Origin of the sequence: uncultured Apibacter sp. (assembly GCF_946479295.1) — a bacterium.
Taxonomy (GTDB): Bacteria; Bacteroidota; Bacteroidia; order Flavobacteriales; family Weeksellaceae; genus Apibacter.
The window spans coordinates 92,201-112,619 of record NZ_CAMLFD010000002.1; the positions used below are offsets into that span (position 1 = coordinate 92,201).

The following is a 20,419-nucleotide window of genomic DNA, read 5'->3' on the forward strand; positions in this document are numbered from 1 at the left end:
TTTTACAAAAATATAATTTAAAATTTATTTATTTTCTTATCTATTATTATTTATTGTAAAAATAGTTTCTTTCAATATATTTAAAATAACCGATAGGTTAATCCCCAGAAAAGAGAAATATTTGCTGCCCCCTTATCTTTTCCATACCCAGGAACAACTAAGTTACTAACATCCTGTTGCTTACTAGAATATACAATAAATTTTGGGCGAACCATGAAATCAATATAAAACGGTGAGTTACCAATTTGTACTTTTGCTCCAGCTACTGCTTCTAACCAGCCGGAATTTACATTTGCTTCTGATAAAGAACCTTCTCCTATTAGTTGTATTTGTCCTTCGGAGTTCATACCTTTAATAGGATATTTTTTTATATTTTGCTTATATGGAGAGAAGCCAAATCTTGCTCCTAAATAAAATCCTTCTCCTGATTTTTCATAGTTATTAGTCAGTATGTAATTTACTCCTATTTCACCAAAAACTCCCTTTGCATCAATATTCCAATTATTTTTATTATAGGTATTTTTTTCATAACCTATTTCAAAAACTGCCAACCATCTATTTTTAATTTTATAAGTGATAAAGCTACTATAATTTTTTTTATCTGCAAAACATCCTACAATAGGGTTTAATAAATCTATTCCTATGAACATTTGATGTTTGGGAATATTCACGGATAAAGAATCTTTGCTTTTTGTTTGGGAATTAGCAAATATTCCCAAAAATATACTAATAAGCAATATGTAAATTCGTCGAGGATTCATTATATATTTGGTTGGTTTGACCTGATATGGATTTTATATTTTTGAGTACTGTTGGATCATAGGTTATGCCATTGTATACAACTTTAAATCCACATGCTTTGGAGACAAATTGCTGTTCAGTAGTATATTTTATAGTAATAATATTTTTACATGAATCCGGAGTATGGGGGGTATCATATAAATAAAAAACTGTTTCATCCGATAAAGAATTTAATGGTAATTGTATGCTGTCTTTCCCTTCGAAAATTCCCTCTGACTGAATACTTCCATCCGACTTTTTCCTATCTACAATTAATCGCTTTTTCTTATACTTAATTCCTAGACTATCTAATTCAATCGTCAATCTTGGAGTGGTTACTTTATCACATACATCATCATCCAAACAAGAAAATACAAGTATGCACATAAAGAATAGAACAAATAATAGATTTAATTTTTTCTGGAACATTTTTTATTTTAGTTTAAGAAGCGCTACGCTTTCTACATGATAAGTCTGTGGAAACATATCTACAGCCTGAACTTTAATCACTTCATATTTTTCTTTTATGATCTCCAAATCTCTAGCTTGTGTAGCTGAATTACAACTTACATAAACTACTTTCTTCGGAGCTATACGTAAAATAGTGTTTACCACATTTTTATGCATGCCTTCCCTTGGCGGATCAGTAATAATTACATCCGGATAACCGTTTTCATAGATAAATTCTTCTGTAAATATATCTTTCATATCACCACAATAAAAACGACAATTTGAAATATTATTGTATTCTGCGTTTTCCTTTGCAGCTCTTATTGCTTCGGGTACAGATTCAACTCCCACCACCAATTTTGCTTTACATGAAATAAATTGAGCTATAGTACCGGTCCCTGTATAGAGATCATAAACTATTTCCTCTCCATTTAATTCGGCAAAATTTCGAGTTATTTCATATAATTTAACTGCTTGCTTATAGTTAGTTTGAAAGAATGACTTTGGCCCTATTTTAAATTTTAAATTACCTATTTCTTCCATCAAGAACCCGGTACCATGGAATGTTTTTATATCCAAATCATATAAGCTATCATTACCTTTAGGATTGACTGCATAAAGAATTGTCTTAACTTCAGGAAATTCATCTCTTACATAGTTCAACATCTTTTCAATGTTTTCACTATCCTCCTTAAAAAACTGAAGTAAAATCATTATTTCATTTTTAGAATTTGAGCGAATCATTAAAGTTCTTAGAAATCCGTTTTTCTCTTTAAAGTCGTAAAATTCCATATTTTGCTTTATTGCAAACCTTTTGATGGAATTTCTAATTTTATTAGAAGGTTCTTTTTGTAAAAAACATTCTTGAATATCTAATACTTTATTCCATTGCTGAGGTATATGGAAACCTAAGGCGTCTTTATCAATTACATTTATTTCTGACTGTATTTCTTCAGAGGTTAGCCAACGTGCATTAGAAAACGAAAATTCCATTTTATTCCGATAATTATATTTATCTGATGAAGGAATAATGCTCAATTCCTGAAAATTATCAATTTTCCCGATTCTCTTTATATTATTATAGACTTCTTTTTCTTTATACTCTAATTGTTTTTCATAAGAAAGATTTTGCCATTTACATCCTCCACATATTCCGAAATGTATACACTCTGGGTTTTCCCTATCGGAAGAATATTTAATAAAGTCTAAAACTTTTGCTTCATAATAATTTTTTTTAGACTTTATTACCTGAACATCAACTACATCTCCAGGAACTGCATTACCTACTAATACGGTTTTTCCTTCTTCAGTTTTTCCTATAGCAACTCCCTTAGCACCGGCAGAAATCAGTACCAAATTGGATATTTGTATATTTTTTTTTCTTCTCAAACTACTGAATATAAAATAAGATTACAAAAATACACAAAAAATGTATTTATAAAAAAGAGTCTGTATAGACTGAAAATGAACTGCATAATCCATACCTTTATCTTAATGAAAACTATTTTTATATAAAAAAAATCTGTATTTTTGATTTTAGAAAAATAAAAAATAATAATTAGTCCAAAATGAATCTATTATCAGAACGTGTTAATCGTCTTAGCTATTCTCAAACCTTTGTAATGTCTAATAAAGCTAGGGAATTAAAAGCTCAAGGAATCAATGTTATTAGTTTAACTTTGGGGGAGCCTGATTTCGAAATTCCTGAATTTGTAAGGGAAGCTGCCATTAAGGCGATTAAAAATGGAGTAAAATCCTATACTCCTGTTCCCGGATATTTAGAATTAAGAAAAGCTATTGCCAATAAATTTAAAAGAGACAATAATTTAGAGTATAAGCCAGATCAAATTGTTGTGTCCAACGGCGGTAAACAATCCATAATTAATGTGCTGCTTTCTATTATTAATGATGGAGACGAGGTGATCGTCCCTGCTCCCTATTGGGTTAGCTATTATGAAATGGTAAAACTTGCAGGGGGTAAAAATATTGTTGTAAATACTACTATTGACACAGATTTTAAAATTACCCCTGAGCAACTTGAAAAAGCGATTACACCTAAAACCAAGGCATTTTTATTTAGTTCTCCTTGCAATCCATCAGGAACAGTTTATACTAAGGACGAATTGCATGCCCTAGCTAAAGTATTTGCAAAGCATCCTAATATAATTATTATTTCCGATGAAATTTATGAATATATTAATTATGAAGGAAAGCATGAAAGCATAGCACAGTTTCCTGAAGTTTTTGAACAAACAGTTACCATTAACGGAGTATCAAAATCTTATGCAATGACGGGTTGGAGAATTGGATATTTAGGAGGTCCTAAATGGCTTTCGGATGCTTGTGATAAAATTCAAGGTCAGATGACTTCAGGAGCTAACTGTATCGCGCAAATGGCATCTATAACCGCAATAGAAGCTGATCCTTCAGCTATTAATTATATGATAGACGGCTTTAAAAAAAGACGTGAACTTGTCTATAATTTAGTACATGAAATTCCCGGATTTAAAGTAAATAAACCCGCCGGCGCTTTTTATTTCTTTCCTGATGTTTCTTTTTATTTTGGAAAAACCATTCAAGGTCATGCAATCAATAATTCTGACGACTTTGCTTTAATGTTATTAGAAAAAGCACATGTTGCTACAGTGGGGGGAGTATGTTTTGGCGACAGCAATTGTATAAGATTATCATATGCTGCTTCAGAAGAAGATCTTATAGAGGCCTTGAAAAGAATTAAAAATACTTTATCTTAAAATAGTTTATATAATAATTATAAAAATAAAAGCTGCGAAAATTCACAGCTTTTATTTTTAGTAAATATTCAAACCTAATTTATTTAGGCTTAAGTTAATCTATCTATTTAGATAGATCAAAGGTTTCTGCTGTTGGCGCATTATTCATAACTGATTTTACACCATTTTTAGCATTTGTTTCATTGTCATAAAGCTCACTGGTTCCTACTATTTGTCCATTACCGGCTTTCAAGTTAAAAAACCACTTTTTGTTAGCTGACTGTTTCAATTCAAAACGATCTTCGTTTTTAGAATTTCTTTTTACAGAACTAACGCCTTTTTGACAGTTTGTCTTTTGGGTATATCCTTCACTTACAAGGATAATTTGCCCATTTTTTGCTTTCAGTCTAAATCGAAAAGCACCTGATTTGTCTTTAAAAATTTCAAACATAGTTGTACAAATTTTAGTTTTACTTTAGCTAGTTTTTTAGTGTTATTTATCCAACTAATTACATTATACTTATTATTTTTAACAAATAATAAGGTAATAATGTTCTATTATTTGTAAAAAATTTCATACAAAGATATAAGTTCTAATTAATAAAGAACAAGAATACAATATATTTATATTATAATACACATAAAGTTTGCAAATATTATTTTTAATCAGAGATTGTTAAACATTATTTTTTGTCTTTCTACTTCATAACAAACAATTGCTACAGCATTGCTTACATTTAAAGAATCTATCTGTCCTTGCATCGGAATTAATACATTTTGTGTTATTTTACTTTTCCAAAATTCTGATATTCCTGAATGTTCTGTACCAAAAATAACTGCTGCTGATTGTGTAAAATCAACATTTTGTATAGAAATAGAAGATTCATTCATATAAGTAGCATAAATCGGTATTTCTTTTTTTATCACAAAATCATATATATTTTGGTTAGATGTCGATATAATAGGAATATTAAAAAAACTTCCCACCGACGATCGAAGCACATTTGGATTATATAGATCCGCTTTTTCCTCACATACCACTACCATGTCTACTCCAAATGCGTCTGCAGATCTACATATAGCACCGAGATTTCCCGGTTTTTCTAATGCTTCTATAATCAAAATAAAAGGATTATTCGGCAATTTAATTTGGTTAATTTCATAATTTTTATATTCGTAAACTCCAAGTATTCCTCCTGACATCTTTCTGTATGCTATCTTTTCATATACAGTTTGAGAAACTTCATAGGAAATTATGGAAGAAGGCAACGATATTGAATTCTGAAAGATATCCGGTTGTATATAAAACTCAAGAGGAATAAAACCATTTTTTAAAGCAAAAAAATTTTCATTTTTGCCTTCAACAATAAACCTTTTTTGACTTTTCCTTTCTTTACTTTTTTCTAACAACTTTACTAAATTCTTTATCTTTGGGTTTCTATTACTTTCGATTAACATTTTTAAATGAAATTTGGCAAAAGTAAAAAAACTTATTCATTATTTAGATAATTTTATTAATTATATTTAATATATTAGAATGAAAATTAAAAAACAATCCTTTTTTTATAGCCTTTTATTTGGTATTTTGTTAATAATTGCATTAATTCTCAGTTATAACATATCAACAAAAAGTTTAAACATTGATCAATTTAATACAGAACGATTAAGTTCGGAAGCTATTGTATTAAATTATATAAAAAAACATCATTCTTTACCCAATTATTATATCACTAGAACAGAGGCACGTAAAGCTGGATGGAAACCCGAAAAAGGCAATTTGTGCAAAATTCTTCCTGGAAAAATAATTGGAGGGGATAATTTCAAAAACAGAGAAAATAAAATTCCCACTAAAAAAGGCAGACAATGGTGGGAAGCTGACTTAAATTACAAATGCGGAATGAGAGGAACTGATCGTATCGTTTTTTCCAATGATGGACTAATTTTTGTTACCTATGATCATTATAAAACTTTTCAAGAAAGATGAAAACTATTTCTTTTGATTTTAATTCAATTTCCGATTTGAATAATTTTTATCAAGCATTTCAAAAAAAATTTGGGCTAGATGCTTACATGGCAAATAATTTAGATGGACTTTGGGATACACTTACGGGCATCATAGGATTACCTGTAAGAATAAATTTTAAAAATTTAAACTTAGAAAAACTTGAAAAATTTAAACATTTAATAACTCTTTTTCAAGAAGCTGAAAAAGAAACTGATAATGAACTTATGTTTTCATATTTTTTATCCAACTAACTTGTAATTTTAAATTATCTTTGTGATTACAAACATAAATTTACTTTATTAAAATATAGCATGCTGTGCCTGACAAAAAATTAGTTATAATTCCTACTTACAATGAAATTGAAAATATCAATGATATTATCTCAAATGTATTTAGTTTAGAAGAGAAATTTGATGTTTTAATTGTGGACGATTCTTCTCCTGACGGCACAGGCTCTGTGGTAGAGGAATTAATTAATAATTCTTATGCAGACAGACTTTTTTTAGAGGTAAGAGCTAATAAAGACGGATTAGGAAGAGCCTATATTCATGGCTTTAAATGGGCTCTAAAAAACGGATATGATTATATTTTTGAAATGGATGCAGACTTTTCGCATAATCCGAAAGATTTGATACAACTTTATTGGGCTTGTAAAAATGGTGCCGACCTATCTATAGGGTCTCGTTATTGTCAAGGCGTTAATGTAGTAAATTGGCCAATGAATCGTGTCTTACTCTCTTTTTTTGCTTCTAAATATGTGCGCTTAATAACCGGTCTACCCATTAATGATTCTACAGCAGGTTTCGTTTGTTTTACTAGTAAGGTACTAAAAGAATTGCCTTTAGATAAAGTTAAATTAGTGGGGTATGGTTTTCAAATAGAAATGAAATTTCGAGCTTATTGTAAAAAATTCAAAATTGTAGAAATTCCTATTATATTTACTGATAGAACTAAGGGACACTCAAAAATGAGTGGAGCCATCATCAGTGAAGCTGTATTTGGAGTTATTAAAATGAAATTTATGTCTTTATTAGGGAGATTATGAAACTTTACTTTTATATATTCTTTTTCTTGTTTTTGTCATTGTTTTCTTGCCAACATGCACTTAAGAAACCAGATAAACTATTATCTAAAACAGATATGATAGCTATCTTAAGCGATATATATCTTTACAATCAAACTCCATCCAATATACCTTTAAGTAAAGAAATTGCTTTCGAAACGTATGTTTCAATATTTAAAGCGCACCATACAACCAAAGAAATTTTTCAAGATAGTTATGTTTATTATTATGCTGATGCGAATGCTTTACAGCATATTTATGATGGAGTAATCAATCATTTAAAAAACAAATTATCTAAAGAACAGCAAAACCAATTAAAAATGGAAGAACTCTCTGAAACTAATTAATATGAAAATCAAATTTTTACTACTATTTTTATTCATTATCTCTTATGTTAATTCACAAGATAAAAAGACAATATACAATCCTACTGACGATGCTCAAAAAAAAATAGATTCTTGCATTGTAGAGGCTAAAAAAGAAAAGAAATTTATTTTACTTCAAATAGGAGGAAACTGGTGCATTTGGTGTATTCGCTTCCATAAACTAACTCAAGATAATTATGATATAAGGAACAGTCTAATGAATAATTTTATTGTTTATCACTTAAATTATTCCAAAGAAAATAAAAATGAAGCAATTTTAGCTAAACTAGGATTCCCTCAGCGTTTTGGTTTTCCCGTTTTTGTGATTTTAAACGAAAATGGTGAAAGAATCCACACTCAACAATCCGATTTTTTAGAAGATAATAATTCAGGCTATGACCTGAAAAAGGTTGAAAAATTTTTATTAAATTGGTCACCTAAAGCCCTTGATCCAAATACATATAATTAATTAACAATATTTATCCCGCTAAATTAACATTGTTGTAAAATTTTTCATATCATATAAATATAATGTAAACAATATTTGTTGACAATTTTAAGTTTCATAAAAAGGTGTAATTTTTATGAAAAAATTTTAATTTATAAAAAATTCTACATGATTTCAAAGAAAAAATTATTTCCGTTTATATTTTCATTTACATTAGTAATAAATTTATATACACAAAAAATTACATTAGAAGAAATATGGAGCGGTAAATTTTATCCTAAAAGTATTTCAGGAATAAATTCTTTGAAAAATGGAAAACAATACACTATTTTAACAAAAAACGGAATTGAAAAATATTCTTATGAAAGCTTTAATAAGATAAGCAACATAATTTCAGGGAATTACACCGATTATCAATTTAGCCCTAATGAAAATCTTTTGCTATTAGAATCAGAATCTTCATCAATTTATCGACATTCTAAAACCGGTATATATACTTTATATGATATAAAAAAACAAACTTTATATGAGGTTTTTAATAAAAAACCTATACAAGAACCTGTATTTTCTCCCGATGGTACAAAAGTATCTTTTGTTTACGAAAATAATATTTATTATCAGGAGTTTCCTTCTTTAAAAATAACGCAAGTGACCCACGATGGAAAAATAAATAAAATTATCAATGGAATTTCAGATTGGGTATATGAAGAAGAATTCGGAAATGTTCGAAATTTTGAATGGTCTCCTGATGGAAAATTCATTGCTTTTATTCAATTTGATGAATCCAATGTAAAAAATATTAATATTTCACTTTACGAAAATAATCTTTATCCTAAAACATTCTCTTATAAATACCCTAAGGCTGGTGAAAATAATTCGAAAGTAAGTTTATACCTTTATAATTTAGATAAGAAAGATGCTCATAATATTCCGTTAAATGAAATAGATAACTATTATATTATTAAAATTGCATTTTCTTCAACCGGCGATTTAATAGCTATAACTTCCAACCGATTACAAAATAAAATAAATTATTTAAATATAAACCCTATAAAACTTAGTACTAAAATATTAGTTACAGAATCTTCTAAAACATGGATTGATACTCACAATCTTTTTATTAATTTTTTAGAAGACGGAAGCTTTATTTTAAATTCCGAAAAAAACGAATATAATCATTTATATCTGTATAATAAGAATGGGCAACCAATCAAACAACTTACAAAAGGAGATTGGGAAGTTACTAAAGTATATGGAATCGATGAAAAAAATGGTATAGTGTATTTTCAATCTAATGAAAAAGGTCCTAATAACAGAGTAATAGCTACTGTTAACATAAAAAACGGTAAACATAAAATTTTAACATCCGAATTAGGAACGCATGAAGCAGCTTTTAGTAGCGATTTTTCTTTTTTCATTGATAAATTCAGTACTACAGAAATCCCTCCTTTATATACCTTAAGAAATAATTTAGGAAACATACTAAAAACATTAGAAGATAATTCTACTTTAATTTCTTATAGCAAGCAAAAAGAAATAGATAAAATAGAATTTATCGATATCCCTACCGAAAATGGAATATCTTTAAAATCTTATATCATAAAACCTAAAAATTTCAATCCTGAAAAAAAATATCCCGTATTAATGTACGTATATGGTGGACCAGGATCTCAAACTGTAAATAATTCTTGGGATTCCTTTAATTATTGGTGGCATCAAATGCTTGCACAAGAGGGATACATTATTGTATCTGTCGATGGTAGAGGAACTGGAGGTAGAGGAGAAATTTTTAAAAAATTAATCTATAAACAACTTGGAAAGTTAGAACTTGAAGATCAAATTGCAGCTGTAAAATGGTTACAGCTACAATCATTTGTCGATCCCCACAGAATTGGCATATGGGGATGGAGCTTTGGTGGTTATTTGACTTCATTATGTATGACTAAATCTAATGGTTTGTTTAAAATGGGAATTGCCGTTGCTCCGGTTACCAATTGGAAATTTTACGATACAATTTATACGGAAAGTTTTTTACAAACTCCGCAAGAAAATTCTAAAGGATATGATGAAAATTCTCCTATAAATTTTGCACATAATTTAGAAGGCAATTTTTTGATAATACATGGAACGGCTGATGATAATGTGCATTTTCAAAATTCCGCAGAAATGATTAATGCTTTAATTGAAGAGGGAAAAGAATTCGATATGGCCATTTATCCTGATAAAAATCATGGTATATATGGTGGAAATACTAGATTTCATCTATATCAGAAAATGACTAATTACATAAAATCAAATCTTTAATTTAATTATAGTAATCGTTTAATAAACTGGATAAGTAAGGAAATTTTCAATTGAAATGGTAAGTTTAAAATAAATTACTATATATTATTTATCTTTAGATAATCTTAAATTAAAATATTTCATTTTGCCTAAATCTGAAAATAATACACCTCTAACCAGTTTGGCTTAATTTTTGCTATTAAAAACCTATTTTTATTCTTTGAATATTAACTGGTGTTTTTTTATATTATTAAACCATAATATAAAATTGAATATTAAAAAACTTTATTTTAATTAGGATTTTGCTAATGTTAGTTTAAGTCTTTCGTAAAACAAACATCATTAATTCATCAAATAAATACTCAATAGAAGAATGTCTTATCTTTGTTAAAAATTATCTAGATGACAATATATAAAGCAAGAGAATCTACAGATGTCATAGAAAGATTATACATAACTATGAGGCATCTTTTTAATAGAGGCGGTTTTAAACCAACAGGAACATCTGGTCTTGAATTAAGAAATTATCTTTTAAAGTTAAATCCCGAAATATATGGCTCGATAGCTGATCCTGATAAAGTTGAGCTAAATGGACTGAATTATGTTTTAGATAGGCTTCCTCAAGGTATCGAGGAATGTTCTTTCATAAATTTGACTTCCAATGAGGGATTGGACAAATCTTCTTTTGCCCCGATATATCCTAAAAAAAGAAGAAGAACTTGTTATAGAGTAGATGATCATCAAATGAACATTGAAGTTTTATTAGGTAGATCTGAAATTTATGACATTCTTACTCATCTCACCTTTCTATATAACGAAGCAGATAAAATTAGAAAACGAACACATGACTTTAATGGAAAAGTAGGAAGAATTTGGATATCGGTAGAAAACGCTGCATTAAGTTCAGAGCCGTTAAAAAGAAAAGAACGAGAAGTTATTTTGGCTCATATTGCCACTATGCTGGGAAGAAGTTTTGATGAAGTAATTACTGCCTATAAAAATTTTCAGGAAGCCAATGAGCCGGATAGATTCATAAAAATTATTTACAATTTAGGAAAAGTAAGTAAAGAAGATATTTTAGGGATAAGAAGAAGGGAAATTTTTTTTAGCTCTATCTTAAAAGAAAGAGTAGGTCATCATCTCTTTGGGGAAAAATGGGCGGAAAATGTTAAAAAAACTTTAGTCAAAAATAAATTACTCAATAAAAAACTGCACATTATCAGCTCTAATATGCATAGTGTTAAAAATATGCTGTATGCATTTGAATCTTTAAATAAAACCTATCACAAAGATGAAGGCTTAAAAATATATGAAGAGTTGAGTAAAAATTTAGATTTGGTAGAATCTGTAAAAAGTTATGCTCTCAAAAACGGTATGATATATTTAAAAGATACCAGCGGTTCGAATATTGATGTTCAAATTTTTGATTTATCAAAGATAAATTTTGATAACACTCCATTTAAAGATATAAAGAATATAAATAAAGAAGATATTTTAATTGTTTTCGATTATGCTTTTGGTGAACAAGCTTTTGAAATCATGGATGAATTATTAAGGCCTTTGAATACAGTAAAAGAAAAAGCAAATCTAAATGTAGACTCAATTTCTATCTTAGGAAAAGCCGGAATATTAGTCGGCAATAAGGGAGATATCATGATACCCGATGCTCATATATTTGAAGGTACAGCAGATAATTATCCATTTCAAAATGAACTGTCATTAAAAGATTTTGAAGGATATAATATCAACGCATATAAAGGTGCTATGATTACTGTATTAGGTACATCTTTACAAAACAAAAATGTTTTAACCTATTTTATGCAAACTTCTTGGAAAGCAATCGGTTTAGAGATGGAAGGAGCACATTATCAAAAAGCAATTCAAGTGGCTTCTAAAATACGTAATCACATAGGTGAAAATGTAAAGCTAAGATACGCCTATTATGCATCGGATAATCCTTTAGAAACCGGAAGTACATTAGCCTCCGGAGGTCTAGGTTTGACCGGTGTAAAACCCACATACTTAATTACTCAGAAAATTCTTGAACAAATTTTAAAATTAAAGAATTAATACCTAATTATGAGTTATGGAAAGACAAGATTCAACCTCTAGACAAGAAATTAACATATTAGATTTATTAAATTATTTTAAAAATGGAATAATTAAAATTTTTACTTGTATTGGTAATTTTTTTACAAACATTTTTAATGCTCTAATAAATTTTTTTATATTATTAAAAAGATTTTTTGTTTTAATTGTAGCTTTTGTAATTATTTCAGGTGCTATAGGTTATTATAATGATGAGATTTCTCCGGCTTTATACAATTATGAAATGATCATAGAGCCTAATTTTAAAAGTACAAAAACAATATACCAACAAATTAATTCGTATGAAAAGCTTTCAGGAAGTAAAGAAAATGAATTTTATAAAGATTTAAAATCCATATCTATATTTCCTATAAAATCATTCACTAACGAAATTGAAATTTACTATAAAATTTTAGATGATAATGAAGATAACAATAGAGATACCATCTTATCCAGTCAATTCAAAATAAGTAATTTTATAAAAAAACTTGTTGATACTGACTACCCTACACATACTATATCTATTAAGTCTAAAAGGAAACTATCTTCTGAAGAAATTAAAAGTGAAATTTTACAGCCCATTGAAAATGATCCTTATTGTTCAAGAATGAAGGAATCTTATCTGAGGTCATTAGATATTAGAAGTAAAATATATACTTATGAACTAAAAATAATTGATTCTTTGCTATTATCAAGAACTAAAAGTCCAATATCTGCCACTTCCACTTCTCTTTTTTTAAATGGAAACACAAAAAATAATGTTGAAATGGATTTACTAACTGCAGCAATGAATCGAACAAGATATTTATCTGAAATAGAAATTGAAAAAGTTAAAAAATCTCAGGTTATATCAGTACTTTCACAACCACAACTTGTGGATGAAAATAAATTTTTATTTGTCAAAAAAAATACCTACGCTTATGCTTTTTATGGATTTTTATTATCTTTATCTATAATTTTCCTGATAGGATTTGTAAAATATCTAAATGATTTTAAAAAAAAACATTCTTAAAACAGCAATTATAGGGTTTGGTCATATAGGAAAAATACATTTTGAGAACATCTCTCAAAATGAAAGTTTAAAATTAGTAGCATTAGTAGATACCAATGATATCGTAGTAGAAGATAACAGTGTTTCCATCTTCTCAACTATATCAGAATGTCATACTAATTTCCCGGATATAGATCTGTATATAATTGCCTCTCCCAATGGACTTCATTATGATCAGGCAAAAGAAATTTTAGATTTATCTAAAAATGTTTTGGTGGAAAAACCAATAACCTTATACAAAGATCAAACGGAAAAATTAATCAATTTGGCAAAAAAAAATAATGTTCGATTATTTACCTCATTACAACTACGTTTTTCTGACCTAATCAATCATGTGAAAAATTTAATTGAAAAAAATTTTTTAGGTGAAATTTTCCTTATAAGAGTTGAATGTTTTTGGAACAGAAATAATGCTTATTATGAAAATTCATTGTGGCGTGGTACAAAAAGTTTAGATGGTGGAGTATTATTTACACAATTTTCACATTTTATAGATGTCTTACATTATTTATTAGGAAAGTTGGAATTAATAACCAACTTGGCAACAAACTTTACTCATAAGAAAGTTATTGAATTTAACGATAGTGGAATTATCGAATTCAAATCAGATAAAACCTTAGGAAACATGTTTTACACTATATCCACCTTTGAAAAAAATTTTGATTCTTCCATTACCCTTATCGCTGAAAAAGGAACTATTAAAATAGGAGGACAATATATGGATCAATTAGTATTTCATAACGTTGCTGATTTTCCTGCCGAAAATATAGCATTAAATAAAGAATCGCTACATACTCTAATGTATACAGAAATTGTTCAATCATTAAAAAATTCGAAACCTTCTCGTATAGATGCTGAGAATGCAATCAATACCATAGATTTTATAGAAAAAGCTATTAAGCTAGAGAAAAATGTATAAGTTTATATAGCTTTTGCCTATGAATTATTATATTTTCAATAAATAAAATATTAATTGAAAATTTTTCAAAATAATATCTTATGAAAAATAATATTTGATTTAGTTTTAAATATAGTAATTTTGTTATATGAAATTGATTTCTCAATTAGGAATTATATTACTATTATATTTTATCGGTGAATTAATAGTATTTATTCTACAAATAAAGATTCCGGGAAGCATAATAGGAATGCTTCTATTACTTGTATCTTTACAATTAAATATTCTAAAAGTAGAAGATATAAAAGAAGTTGCTACCTTCTTTTTAAATAATATGTTGATTTTATTCATCCCATTAGGCGTTGGACTAGCTTCTGAATGGGATCTCATTTCAAAAGAATGGTTGGCAATTATTATCTCTATAATATTAAGTACCTTTATTGTGCTGTTAATAGTGAGTTTACTTATAAGAAATAAGAAAGAATGAAGGAATTTTTAGACACTCCTCTTTTCCATTTAACTTTAACTTTACTAATATTTTGGCTATGTAATTTATTATATAATAAATTTAAATATAAAATTCTTCATCCGGGAATTACTTCTATAGCCTTATTAATAGTTTATTTAAAAATTACCCAAACCCCATATGAGGATTACAATAAGAACACTTCCTTAATTTCATTTTGGTTAGGGCCTTCTGTAGTCACCTTAGGATTGCCTCTATATTTATATATAAAACATTTAAAAGGAAGCTATGTAAGAGTGTTCCTTGCTATGATTGCAGGAAGTCTTTCCGGGATTATTTCCGTTGTAATTATAGCCAAAATTTTGGGAGCTTCAGATATTATCGCCTATTCTTTATCTCCCAAATCTGTTACTACTCCCATAGCTATGGAAGTATCGAAAGGGTTGGGAGGAATTCCCTCTCTTACTATTGCCACCGTTTTTATAACCGGATTTATTGGAGCTTTATTCGGCTGGAGCTTCCTGACGAAATTAGGAATTAAAGATCATAAGGCCATAGGAATAGCCATGGGTACAGCTGCACATGCTATCGGTACAGCAGAAATTGTGAAAAATGGAGAAAAATTTGGTGCGTATGGCGCACTTGGAATGGCTCTAAACGGAGTTTTGACTGCAATATTTGCTCCTTTATTAACACCGTATCTTGTTCATCTCTTGAATTGGATCGGATAAATATTCGTTGTGGTTAACTTTTTGTTACGTAAAATAACTAGCTCATTTCACATTTTTGTGTAGCGTGTTATTATTTATCTCTGCGAATATTTAATTAAAATTTAAATAGTATGACTAAAAAAAAGAAAATATTTTCTTCTAAACATAAAGAAAAACTACGAAATTTAAAAAGAAATATACTTAATATTTTTATTAAAAACCCAAATAAACAATATAATTATAAACAAATTGCCACCATACTTGATTATAAAAATCCCAGACAAAGAGAATTTGTAATACAAGTGCTTCACAGCCTGGTATCTGAAAAACAACTGTTGGAGATCAAAATTGGAAAATATCAAATTAATTCTCAAAAAGAATATGTGATAGGTAAAATTGATTTCAGTCAAAATGGCAATGCTTATCTAATTATTGAAGGACTTGAAAAGGATATTTTTATTCCTAAAGGAAAAACAGGAAAAGCATTACAAAATGATACAGTAAAAGCTATTGTACACCAATTTAAGAATAGGAAACCAGAAGGAGAAGTTATAGAAATTATTGAGCGTTTCAAAACTAAATTTGTTGCAAAATTTGAATATTCTTCAAATAAAAATTTTGGTTTTGCTGTAGTAAACAAATCTTCAATACATACAGATTTTTTCATTCCGAAAGAAAAATTTAACGGAGCTAAAAATGGCCAAATAGTAGTAGTTGAACTTCTAGAATGGCAAGATAAAGAAGATAGTCCAACCGGTAAGATCATTGAAGTATTGGGAGATCCTGGAGAAAATGAGACTGAAATTCATGCCATTTTAAGTGATTATGGACTACCTTATGAATTTCCCTATTACGTAGAAAATGAGGCACAGAAACTCGATACTCGAATTTCTGAGGAAGAAATTTCCAAAAGAAGAGATATGCGTACAATAACCACCTTTACCATTGATCCGGTGGATGCAAAAGATTTCGACGATGCTCTTTCCATTGAAAAATTAGATAATGGAAATTGGGAAATAGGTATCCATATTGCAGACGTTTCGCACTATGTGAAACCTGGAACCTTGCTAGATAAAGAAGCGTATGAAAGAAGTACATCTGTATATTTAGTGGATCGAGTAGTTCCTATGCTTCCAGAAGTTTTAAGTAATAATGTGTGTTCCTTACGCCCTAATGAAGATAAGTATACTTTCTCGGCCCTATTTGAGTTGGATGAAAAAGCAATGGTAAAAAAGCAATGGTTCGGACGAACTGTAATCCATTCTGACAGAAGATTTACCTATGAAGAAGCACAAGAAATTATTGAAGGAAAGAAGGGGGATTTTGAAGAAGAAATCCATATCCTTAATAATCTAGCTAAACTTCTAAGGGAAGATAGAATGAAAAAAGGGGCTATATCATTTGATAAAATTGAAGTAAAATTTAATTTGGATGAAAATAAAAATCCCGTTGGAGTTTATTTTAAAATAGGAAAAGACAGCAATCATCTTATTGAGGAATTTATGCTTTTGGCTAATAAAAAAGTATCCGAATTCGTGAGCACCAATAAGACAGGAAATCCAACCGATAGAACTTTTATTTACAGGATTCATGAAGATCCAGATCCGATAAAGCTATTATCTCTTAAGCAGTTTGTAAATACCCTTGGTTACGACATAAATATTACTAATAAGAAAAAAACGTATCAATCTATTAACAAACTACTTACCGAAGTAAAAGGAAAAGGTGAAGAAAACATGATTGAAACATTGGCTATCCGAACCATGTCAAAAGCTAAATATTCAACTGAGAATGTTGGCCATTATGGGCTAGCTTTTGATTATTATAGTCATTTTACCTCTCCTATACGACGGTATCCCGATGTTATAGCTCATCGCCTTTTACAGGATTATCTAGACAAAAAACCTTCTGCCAATAAAGAGATCATCGAAGAGCAGGCTAAGCATTGCAGCAATATGGAAAAATTAGCTGCTGATGCAGAACGAGATAGTATTAAATACATGCAGGTAAAATTTATGGAAAAACATATTGGAGAATCTTTTGAAGGAGTTATTTCCGGAGTTACCGAATATGGAATTTATGTGGAAATTAAGGAATTTGGTACAGAAGGAATGATAAAAATAAGAGATATTCGGGAAGATGATTATCGATATGATGAAAAATCATATTCAATTATTGGCCAAAGAACAGGTAACCAATATCAACTGGGAGATACCGTTTACATAAAAGTAATCAAAGCCAATCTGGAGAAAAAGCAATTAGATTTTGAATTAATTGATAATTGAAAAGATTTATGCCCCATAATTTAAATGTAAAAATTGATATATAGCCATTTATCGATATAGGGTTTATCTATTATTTATAACAATTTTAATTGTAACGGAAAACTTGACTCTAATTCCAGTAACTTTTTCTTTCTCCAAAGCCCTCCGCTATAGCCTGTTAAAGACCCATCGGAACCTATTACTCTATGGCAAGGTATCAAGAGCGATATTTTATTCATTCCGTTAGCTTTAGCCACAGCTCGAATTGATGAGGGTTTGCCCATCTTCTGAGCTTGAATCGCATAGGTGGAAGTTTTACCGTAAGGTATTTGAAGAAGTATTTTCCATACATCTTTTTGAAAATCTGAACCAACCCAATCCAGAGGAATTGCAAATTCTTTTAAATTTCCTTTGAAATAAGAATCCAATTGTTGTTTTAAGGGTTTAAAAAATTTACTTTCTCTTTGTATTATGGGTGAGTTGAAAGCCTGAGTAATCATTCTAAGTTTTGTTTCCAATATTTTACAATCTGAAAATTCCAATAAACAAATACCATTTTCTGAAGCACAAGCGATCATTGTGCCTAGAGGAGTTTTTATTCGAGTAAGTGTAATCAACTGTTTATCTTTGCTCATTTTAGGTGAATTTACTGTTATTTTTTTAATGAATCCATAAATCCACTTAATAACTCATATCCGGAATCAAATTCAGCATAGACTACAAATTCACCTTCTTTATGATTTTGAAGCGCCTGATTAATCCTATAAATTTTCTGATACATATGAAAAATTATTCCATGATTTTTTTTCGAAAACCATTTCTTATTTTATTAAGAATCAATTCCTTTCTTTCTTAAATTATAACCTTTTAATTTAATATTCATATGATCTTACAGAAATTCCAATAAAAATACGTACATACTGAGATGTCTCTCCATTTTTTTCCACAAGACGGCAAATTTTACATTTGCGGTCATCTGTTAGCAATAGTTTATTTGGTTGATGAAAAAAATTCTACATTTTCAAATCTAAGCTCTCGAACAGAACAAGTAGGGCGACAAAATGTCCCTGTAATTTATATTTCCACGATAAAAGTTCCTTCAAACGCACTATCTTTATCAATAATTAATTATAAAACGATATATCCTGTTCATCATAGGAAGCATTTTTCTGGGTATTTTTAAATCAATAGGATTTGAATCATCAGTTTTTACAAATAATAATTTTCATTTAAAAAAAGATTAAGCTTTTTTCTTAACTATAAGAACCTATACATCATCTTTTATAGAAATTATTCTGATTTTACAAATTGAAAAGATTCCATATCATATAATTTTTATACAAAAATATCCTATTTGTTATTTATGCTACAACCGAAAAATTAACAACTATTTTTTATAACTAAAATTTGATCAACTTTTTAGAGATGTCTTTAACTCTTGAATTGCCTTTTCCACTGAGTCATTAGTTTTCAACAGAGAGATAAATTTACTCCCTATAATAGCCCCGTTGGCATTAGATTGCGCAGCCTCTAATGTCTCTTTATTGGATATTCCAAACCCGATTAAACGAGGATTACGCAACTTCATGGAATTTATCTTTTTAAAATATTCCAACTTTTTATCGTCAAAGTTTTTTTGTGCTCCTGTTGTAGATGCAGACGAAACCATATAGATAAATCCGTCTGTATTTTCATCAATCAAACGTATTCTTTCCTCAGAGGTTTCGGGTGTAACCAGCATTACAACTTTTAGATCGTAAGCATCACAAATCGGCTTGTATTCAGAAATATAGTCATTAAAAGGTAAATCGGGAATAATCGCCCCGTCTACTCCTACTTCTTTACATTTTTTACAAAATTTTTCAAATCCGTATTGCATAATCGGGTTAAGGTATCCCATCATTATTAATGGTAATTCAGCTTCTTTCCTAACTTCTTTAATTTGCTCGAAAAGTAATTTTAGGTTCATTCCGTTTTTCAAGGACTGAGTACCACTTTCTTGAATGGTAGGTCCATCTGCCATAGGATCTGAAAAAGGTATGCCTACTTCGATTAAGTCAATTCCGTTTTTTTCGAGTTCTTTTATTATTTTACCTGTATCATTAAGATTCGGATAACCGGCAGTAAAATAAATGGAAAGAATGTTTTTTTGCTTTTTATTAAATAATTGTTTTATTCTATTCATAACTTTATTTGCTGTATAAATTGCTTAACTAATTCTATATCTTTTCTACCGGGCTCTATTTCAAAATTGCTATTTATATCGAGACCGTATAATTTAGGGTGTTGTATTTCTTTAATTTTTTCTACATCTTCTATTGAAATTCCTCCACTTAGAAAAAAACGCTTTTCTCCTTTATAGGAATTTAATATTGACCAATCAAACTTTTTTCCTGTACCACCATATTGCTGACTTTTAGTATCAAAAAGAAAGAAATCACAGAACTCTTCGTATTCTTTTGTTAGATTTAAATCATTAACCCCTAGTATACTAAAAGCTTTAATTACGTTGATTTTCGGAAAATTTTTTACAATATTTTTGCAATACATCTGGGTTTCATTTCCATGAAGTTGAATTGCATTAAGATCATATTTTTCGACAATATTGAAAAGGTTCTCTTGATTCTCATTTACAAAGACTCCTACTTTCATCATATGAGTAGTACTTGAATGTATTAGTTTAGGAGATAATTCTCCAACATATCGTAAAGATTTAGGGTAAAATATAAATCCCATATAATCCACAGGCAATAACGACAAATTTTCTATATTATCAGGATGTTTCATCCCGCAAACTTTAACTTTCATTTATTTAA

The 20,419-nt window shown here is 28.8% G+C and carries 23 protein-coding genes; 13 read left to right on the plus strand and 10 right to left on the minus strand.

Translation table 11 applies throughout. The annotated features are described in order from the left end of the window. Positions 1–80: 80 nt before the first annotated feature. From Q0T35_RS02980 to rlmD, 3 genes are read right to left on the minus strand one after another with little or no spacing between them, the layout of a single operon-like run. A complete protein-coding gene (locus Q0T35_RS02980) occupies positions 81–719 on the minus strand; it encodes a DUF6048 family protein (protein ID WP_295840914.1) in 639 nt (212 codons plus the stop codon). A gap of 7 nt (positions 720–726) precedes the next feature. Continuing rightward, the gene (locus tag Q0T35_RS02985; RefSeq protein ID WP_295840915.1) at positions 727–1,167 is read right to left on the minus strand and encodes a DUF6452 family protein; all 441 of its coding nucleotides are present in this window, start codon (positions 1,165–1,167) and stop codon (positions 727–729) included. 45 nt (positions 1,168–1,212) lie between these two features. Further along, positions 1,213–2,619, minus strand: a complete 1,407-nt coding sequence (gene rlmD, locus Q0T35_RS02990) for a 23S rRNA (uracil(1939)-C(5))-methyltransferase RlmD (RefSeq protein WP_295840918.1) — start codon at positions 2,617–2,619, stop codon at positions 1,213–1,215. Between the two features lie 179 nt (positions 2,620–2,798). On the opposite strand from rlmD, the gene Q0T35_RS02995 reads away from it, so the two are divergent. Then, the gene (locus Q0T35_RS02995; protein ID WP_293916790.1) at positions 2,799–3,983 is read left to right on the plus strand and encodes a pyridoxal phosphate-dependent aminotransferase; all 1,185 of its coding nucleotides are present in this window, start codon (positions 2,799–2,801) and stop codon (positions 3,981–3,983) included. Between the two features lie 103 nt (positions 3,984–4,086). Here Q0T35_RS02995 and Q0T35_RS03000 read toward each other — a convergent pair whose 3' ends face one another. Together Q0T35_RS03000 and Q0T35_RS03005 are read right to left on the minus strand one after the other, a co-directional pair. Further along, the gene (locus Q0T35_RS03000) at positions 4,087–4,413 is read right to left on the minus strand and encodes a YegP family protein (protein WP_293916792.1); all 327 of its coding nucleotides are present in this window, start codon (positions 4,411–4,413) and stop codon (positions 4,087–4,089) included. Positions 4,414–4,628: 215 nt separating this feature from the next. After that, complete coding sequence (locus tag Q0T35_RS03005) at positions 4,629–5,420, minus strand: RNA methyltransferase (RefSeq protein ID WP_295840919.1); 792 nt, start codon at positions 5,418–5,420, stop codon at positions 4,629–4,631. Between the two features lie 79 nt (positions 5,421–5,499). Here Q0T35_RS03005 and Q0T35_RS03010 point away from each other — a divergent pair, with 79 nt between their 5' ends. The 12 genes from Q0T35_RS03010 to rnr all read left to right on the plus strand — a co-directional run bounded on the left by Q0T35_RS03010 (position 5,500) and on the right by rnr (position 17,624). Continuing rightward, positions 5,500–5,946, plus strand: coding sequence for a ribonuclease domain-containing protein (locus tag Q0T35_RS03010; protein WP_295840920.1), 447 nt, complete (start codon positions 5,500–5,502; stop codon positions 5,944–5,946). After that, a complete protein-coding gene (locus Q0T35_RS03015; protein WP_293916796.1) occupies positions 5,943–6,218 on the plus strand; it encodes a barstar family protein in 276 nt (91 codons plus the stop codon). Before Q0T35_RS03010 ends, Q0T35_RS03015 begins: the two co-directional genes overlap by 4 nt. A gap of 65 nt (positions 6,219–6,283) precedes the next feature. Then, positions 6,284–7,012, plus strand: a complete 729-nt coding sequence (locus Q0T35_RS03020) for a polyprenol monophosphomannose synthase (protein WP_295840922.1) — start codon at positions 6,284–6,286, stop codon at positions 7,010–7,012. After that, positions 7,009–7,377 carry a DUF4296 domain-containing protein gene (locus tag Q0T35_RS03025; RefSeq protein WP_293916801.1) on the plus strand — a complete coding sequence of 123 codons (369 nt, stop codon included), beginning with the start codon at positions 7,009–7,011 and terminating at the stop codon, positions 7,375–7,377. Before Q0T35_RS03020 ends, Q0T35_RS03025 begins: the two co-directional genes overlap by 4 nt. Before the next feature lies 1 nt (position 7,378). Next, entirely contained in the window at positions 7,379–7,864 is a 486-nt protein-coding gene (locus Q0T35_RS03030; protein ID WP_295809071.1) for a thioredoxin family protein, read from the plus strand. A gap of 147 nt (positions 7,865–8,011) precedes the next feature. Continuing rightward, a complete protein-coding gene (locus Q0T35_RS03035) occupies positions 8,012–10,147 on the plus strand; it encodes a S9 family peptidase (RefSeq protein WP_295840923.1) in 2,136 nt (711 codons plus the stop codon). Positions 10,148–10,528: 381 nt separating this feature from the next. Continuing rightward, positions 10,529–12,196: a hypothetical protein gene (locus tag Q0T35_RS03040; RefSeq protein ID WP_293916808.1), complete on the plus strand. Its 1,668-nt coding sequence runs from the start codon at positions 10,529–10,531 to the stop codon at positions 12,194–12,196. Between the two features lie 16 nt (positions 12,197–12,212). Then, positions 12,213–13,226: a hypothetical protein gene (locus Q0T35_RS03045; protein ID WP_293916810.1), complete on the plus strand. Its 1,014-nt coding sequence runs from the start codon at positions 12,213–12,215 to the stop codon at positions 13,224–13,226. After that, positions 13,201–14,184, plus strand: a complete 984-nt coding sequence (locus Q0T35_RS03050; RefSeq protein ID WP_293916812.1) for a Gfo/Idh/MocA family oxidoreductase — start codon at positions 13,201–13,203, stop codon at positions 14,182–14,184. Before Q0T35_RS03045 ends, Q0T35_RS03050 begins: the two co-directional genes overlap by 26 nt. 127 nt (positions 14,185–14,311) lie before the next feature. Further along, entirely contained in the window at positions 14,312–14,650 is a 339-nt protein-coding gene (locus Q0T35_RS03055; protein ID WP_293916814.1) for a CidA/LrgA family protein, read from the plus strand. Beyond that, complete coding sequence (locus Q0T35_RS03060) at positions 14,647–15,360, plus strand: LrgB family protein (RefSeq protein ID WP_295809083.1); 714 nt, start codon at positions 14,647–14,649, stop codon at positions 15,358–15,360. The genes Q0T35_RS03055 and Q0T35_RS03060 overlap by 4 nt, the downstream gene beginning before the upstream one ends. A 110-nt stretch (positions 15,361–15,470) precedes the next feature. Next, positions 15,471–17,624: a ribonuclease R gene (gene rnr, locus Q0T35_RS03065; RefSeq protein WP_295840925.1), complete on the plus strand. Its 2,154-nt coding sequence runs from the start codon at positions 15,471–15,473 to the stop codon at positions 17,622–17,624. Positions 17,625–17,698: 74 nt separating this feature from the next. Here the strand turns inward: rnr and Q0T35_RS03070 are convergent, their stop codons facing one another. The 5 genes from Q0T35_RS03070 to Q0T35_RS03090 all read right to left on the minus strand — a co-directional run bounded on the left by Q0T35_RS03070 (position 17,699) and on the right by Q0T35_RS03090 (position 20,411). After that, on the minus strand, positions 17,699–18,238 hold the full coding sequence (locus Q0T35_RS03070) for a methylated-DNA--[protein]-cysteine S-methyltransferase (protein ID WP_295809088.1): 540 nt from the start codon (positions 18,236–18,238) through the stop codon (positions 17,699–17,701). Between the two features lie 17 nt (positions 18,239–18,255). Then, positions 18,256–18,384, minus strand: coding sequence for a hypothetical protein (locus tag Q0T35_RS03075; protein ID WP_293916822.1), 129 nt, complete (start codon positions 18,382–18,384; stop codon positions 18,256–18,258). A gap of 209 nt (positions 18,385–18,593) precedes the next feature. Further along, positions 18,594–18,677 (minus strand): Ada metal-binding domain-containing protein, encoded by an 84-nt coding sequence (locus Q0T35_RS11110; protein WP_366800043.1) that lies wholly within the window; start codon positions 18,675–18,677, stop codon positions 18,594–18,596. A 337-nt stretch (positions 18,678–19,014) separates the two neighbouring features. Continuing rightward, positions 19,015–19,788, minus strand: coding sequence for a tryptophan synthase subunit alpha (trpA, locus tag Q0T35_RS03085; protein WP_295840927.1), 774 nt, complete (start codon positions 19,786–19,788; stop codon positions 19,015–19,017). Continuing rightward, positions 19,785–20,411: a phosphoribosylanthranilate isomerase gene (locus Q0T35_RS03090; RefSeq protein ID WP_293916828.1), complete on the minus strand. Its 627-nt coding sequence runs from the start codon at positions 20,409–20,411 to the stop codon at positions 19,785–19,787. The genes trpA and Q0T35_RS03090 overlap by 4 nt, the downstream gene beginning before the upstream one ends. Positions 20,412–20,419: the final 8 nt, after the last annotated feature.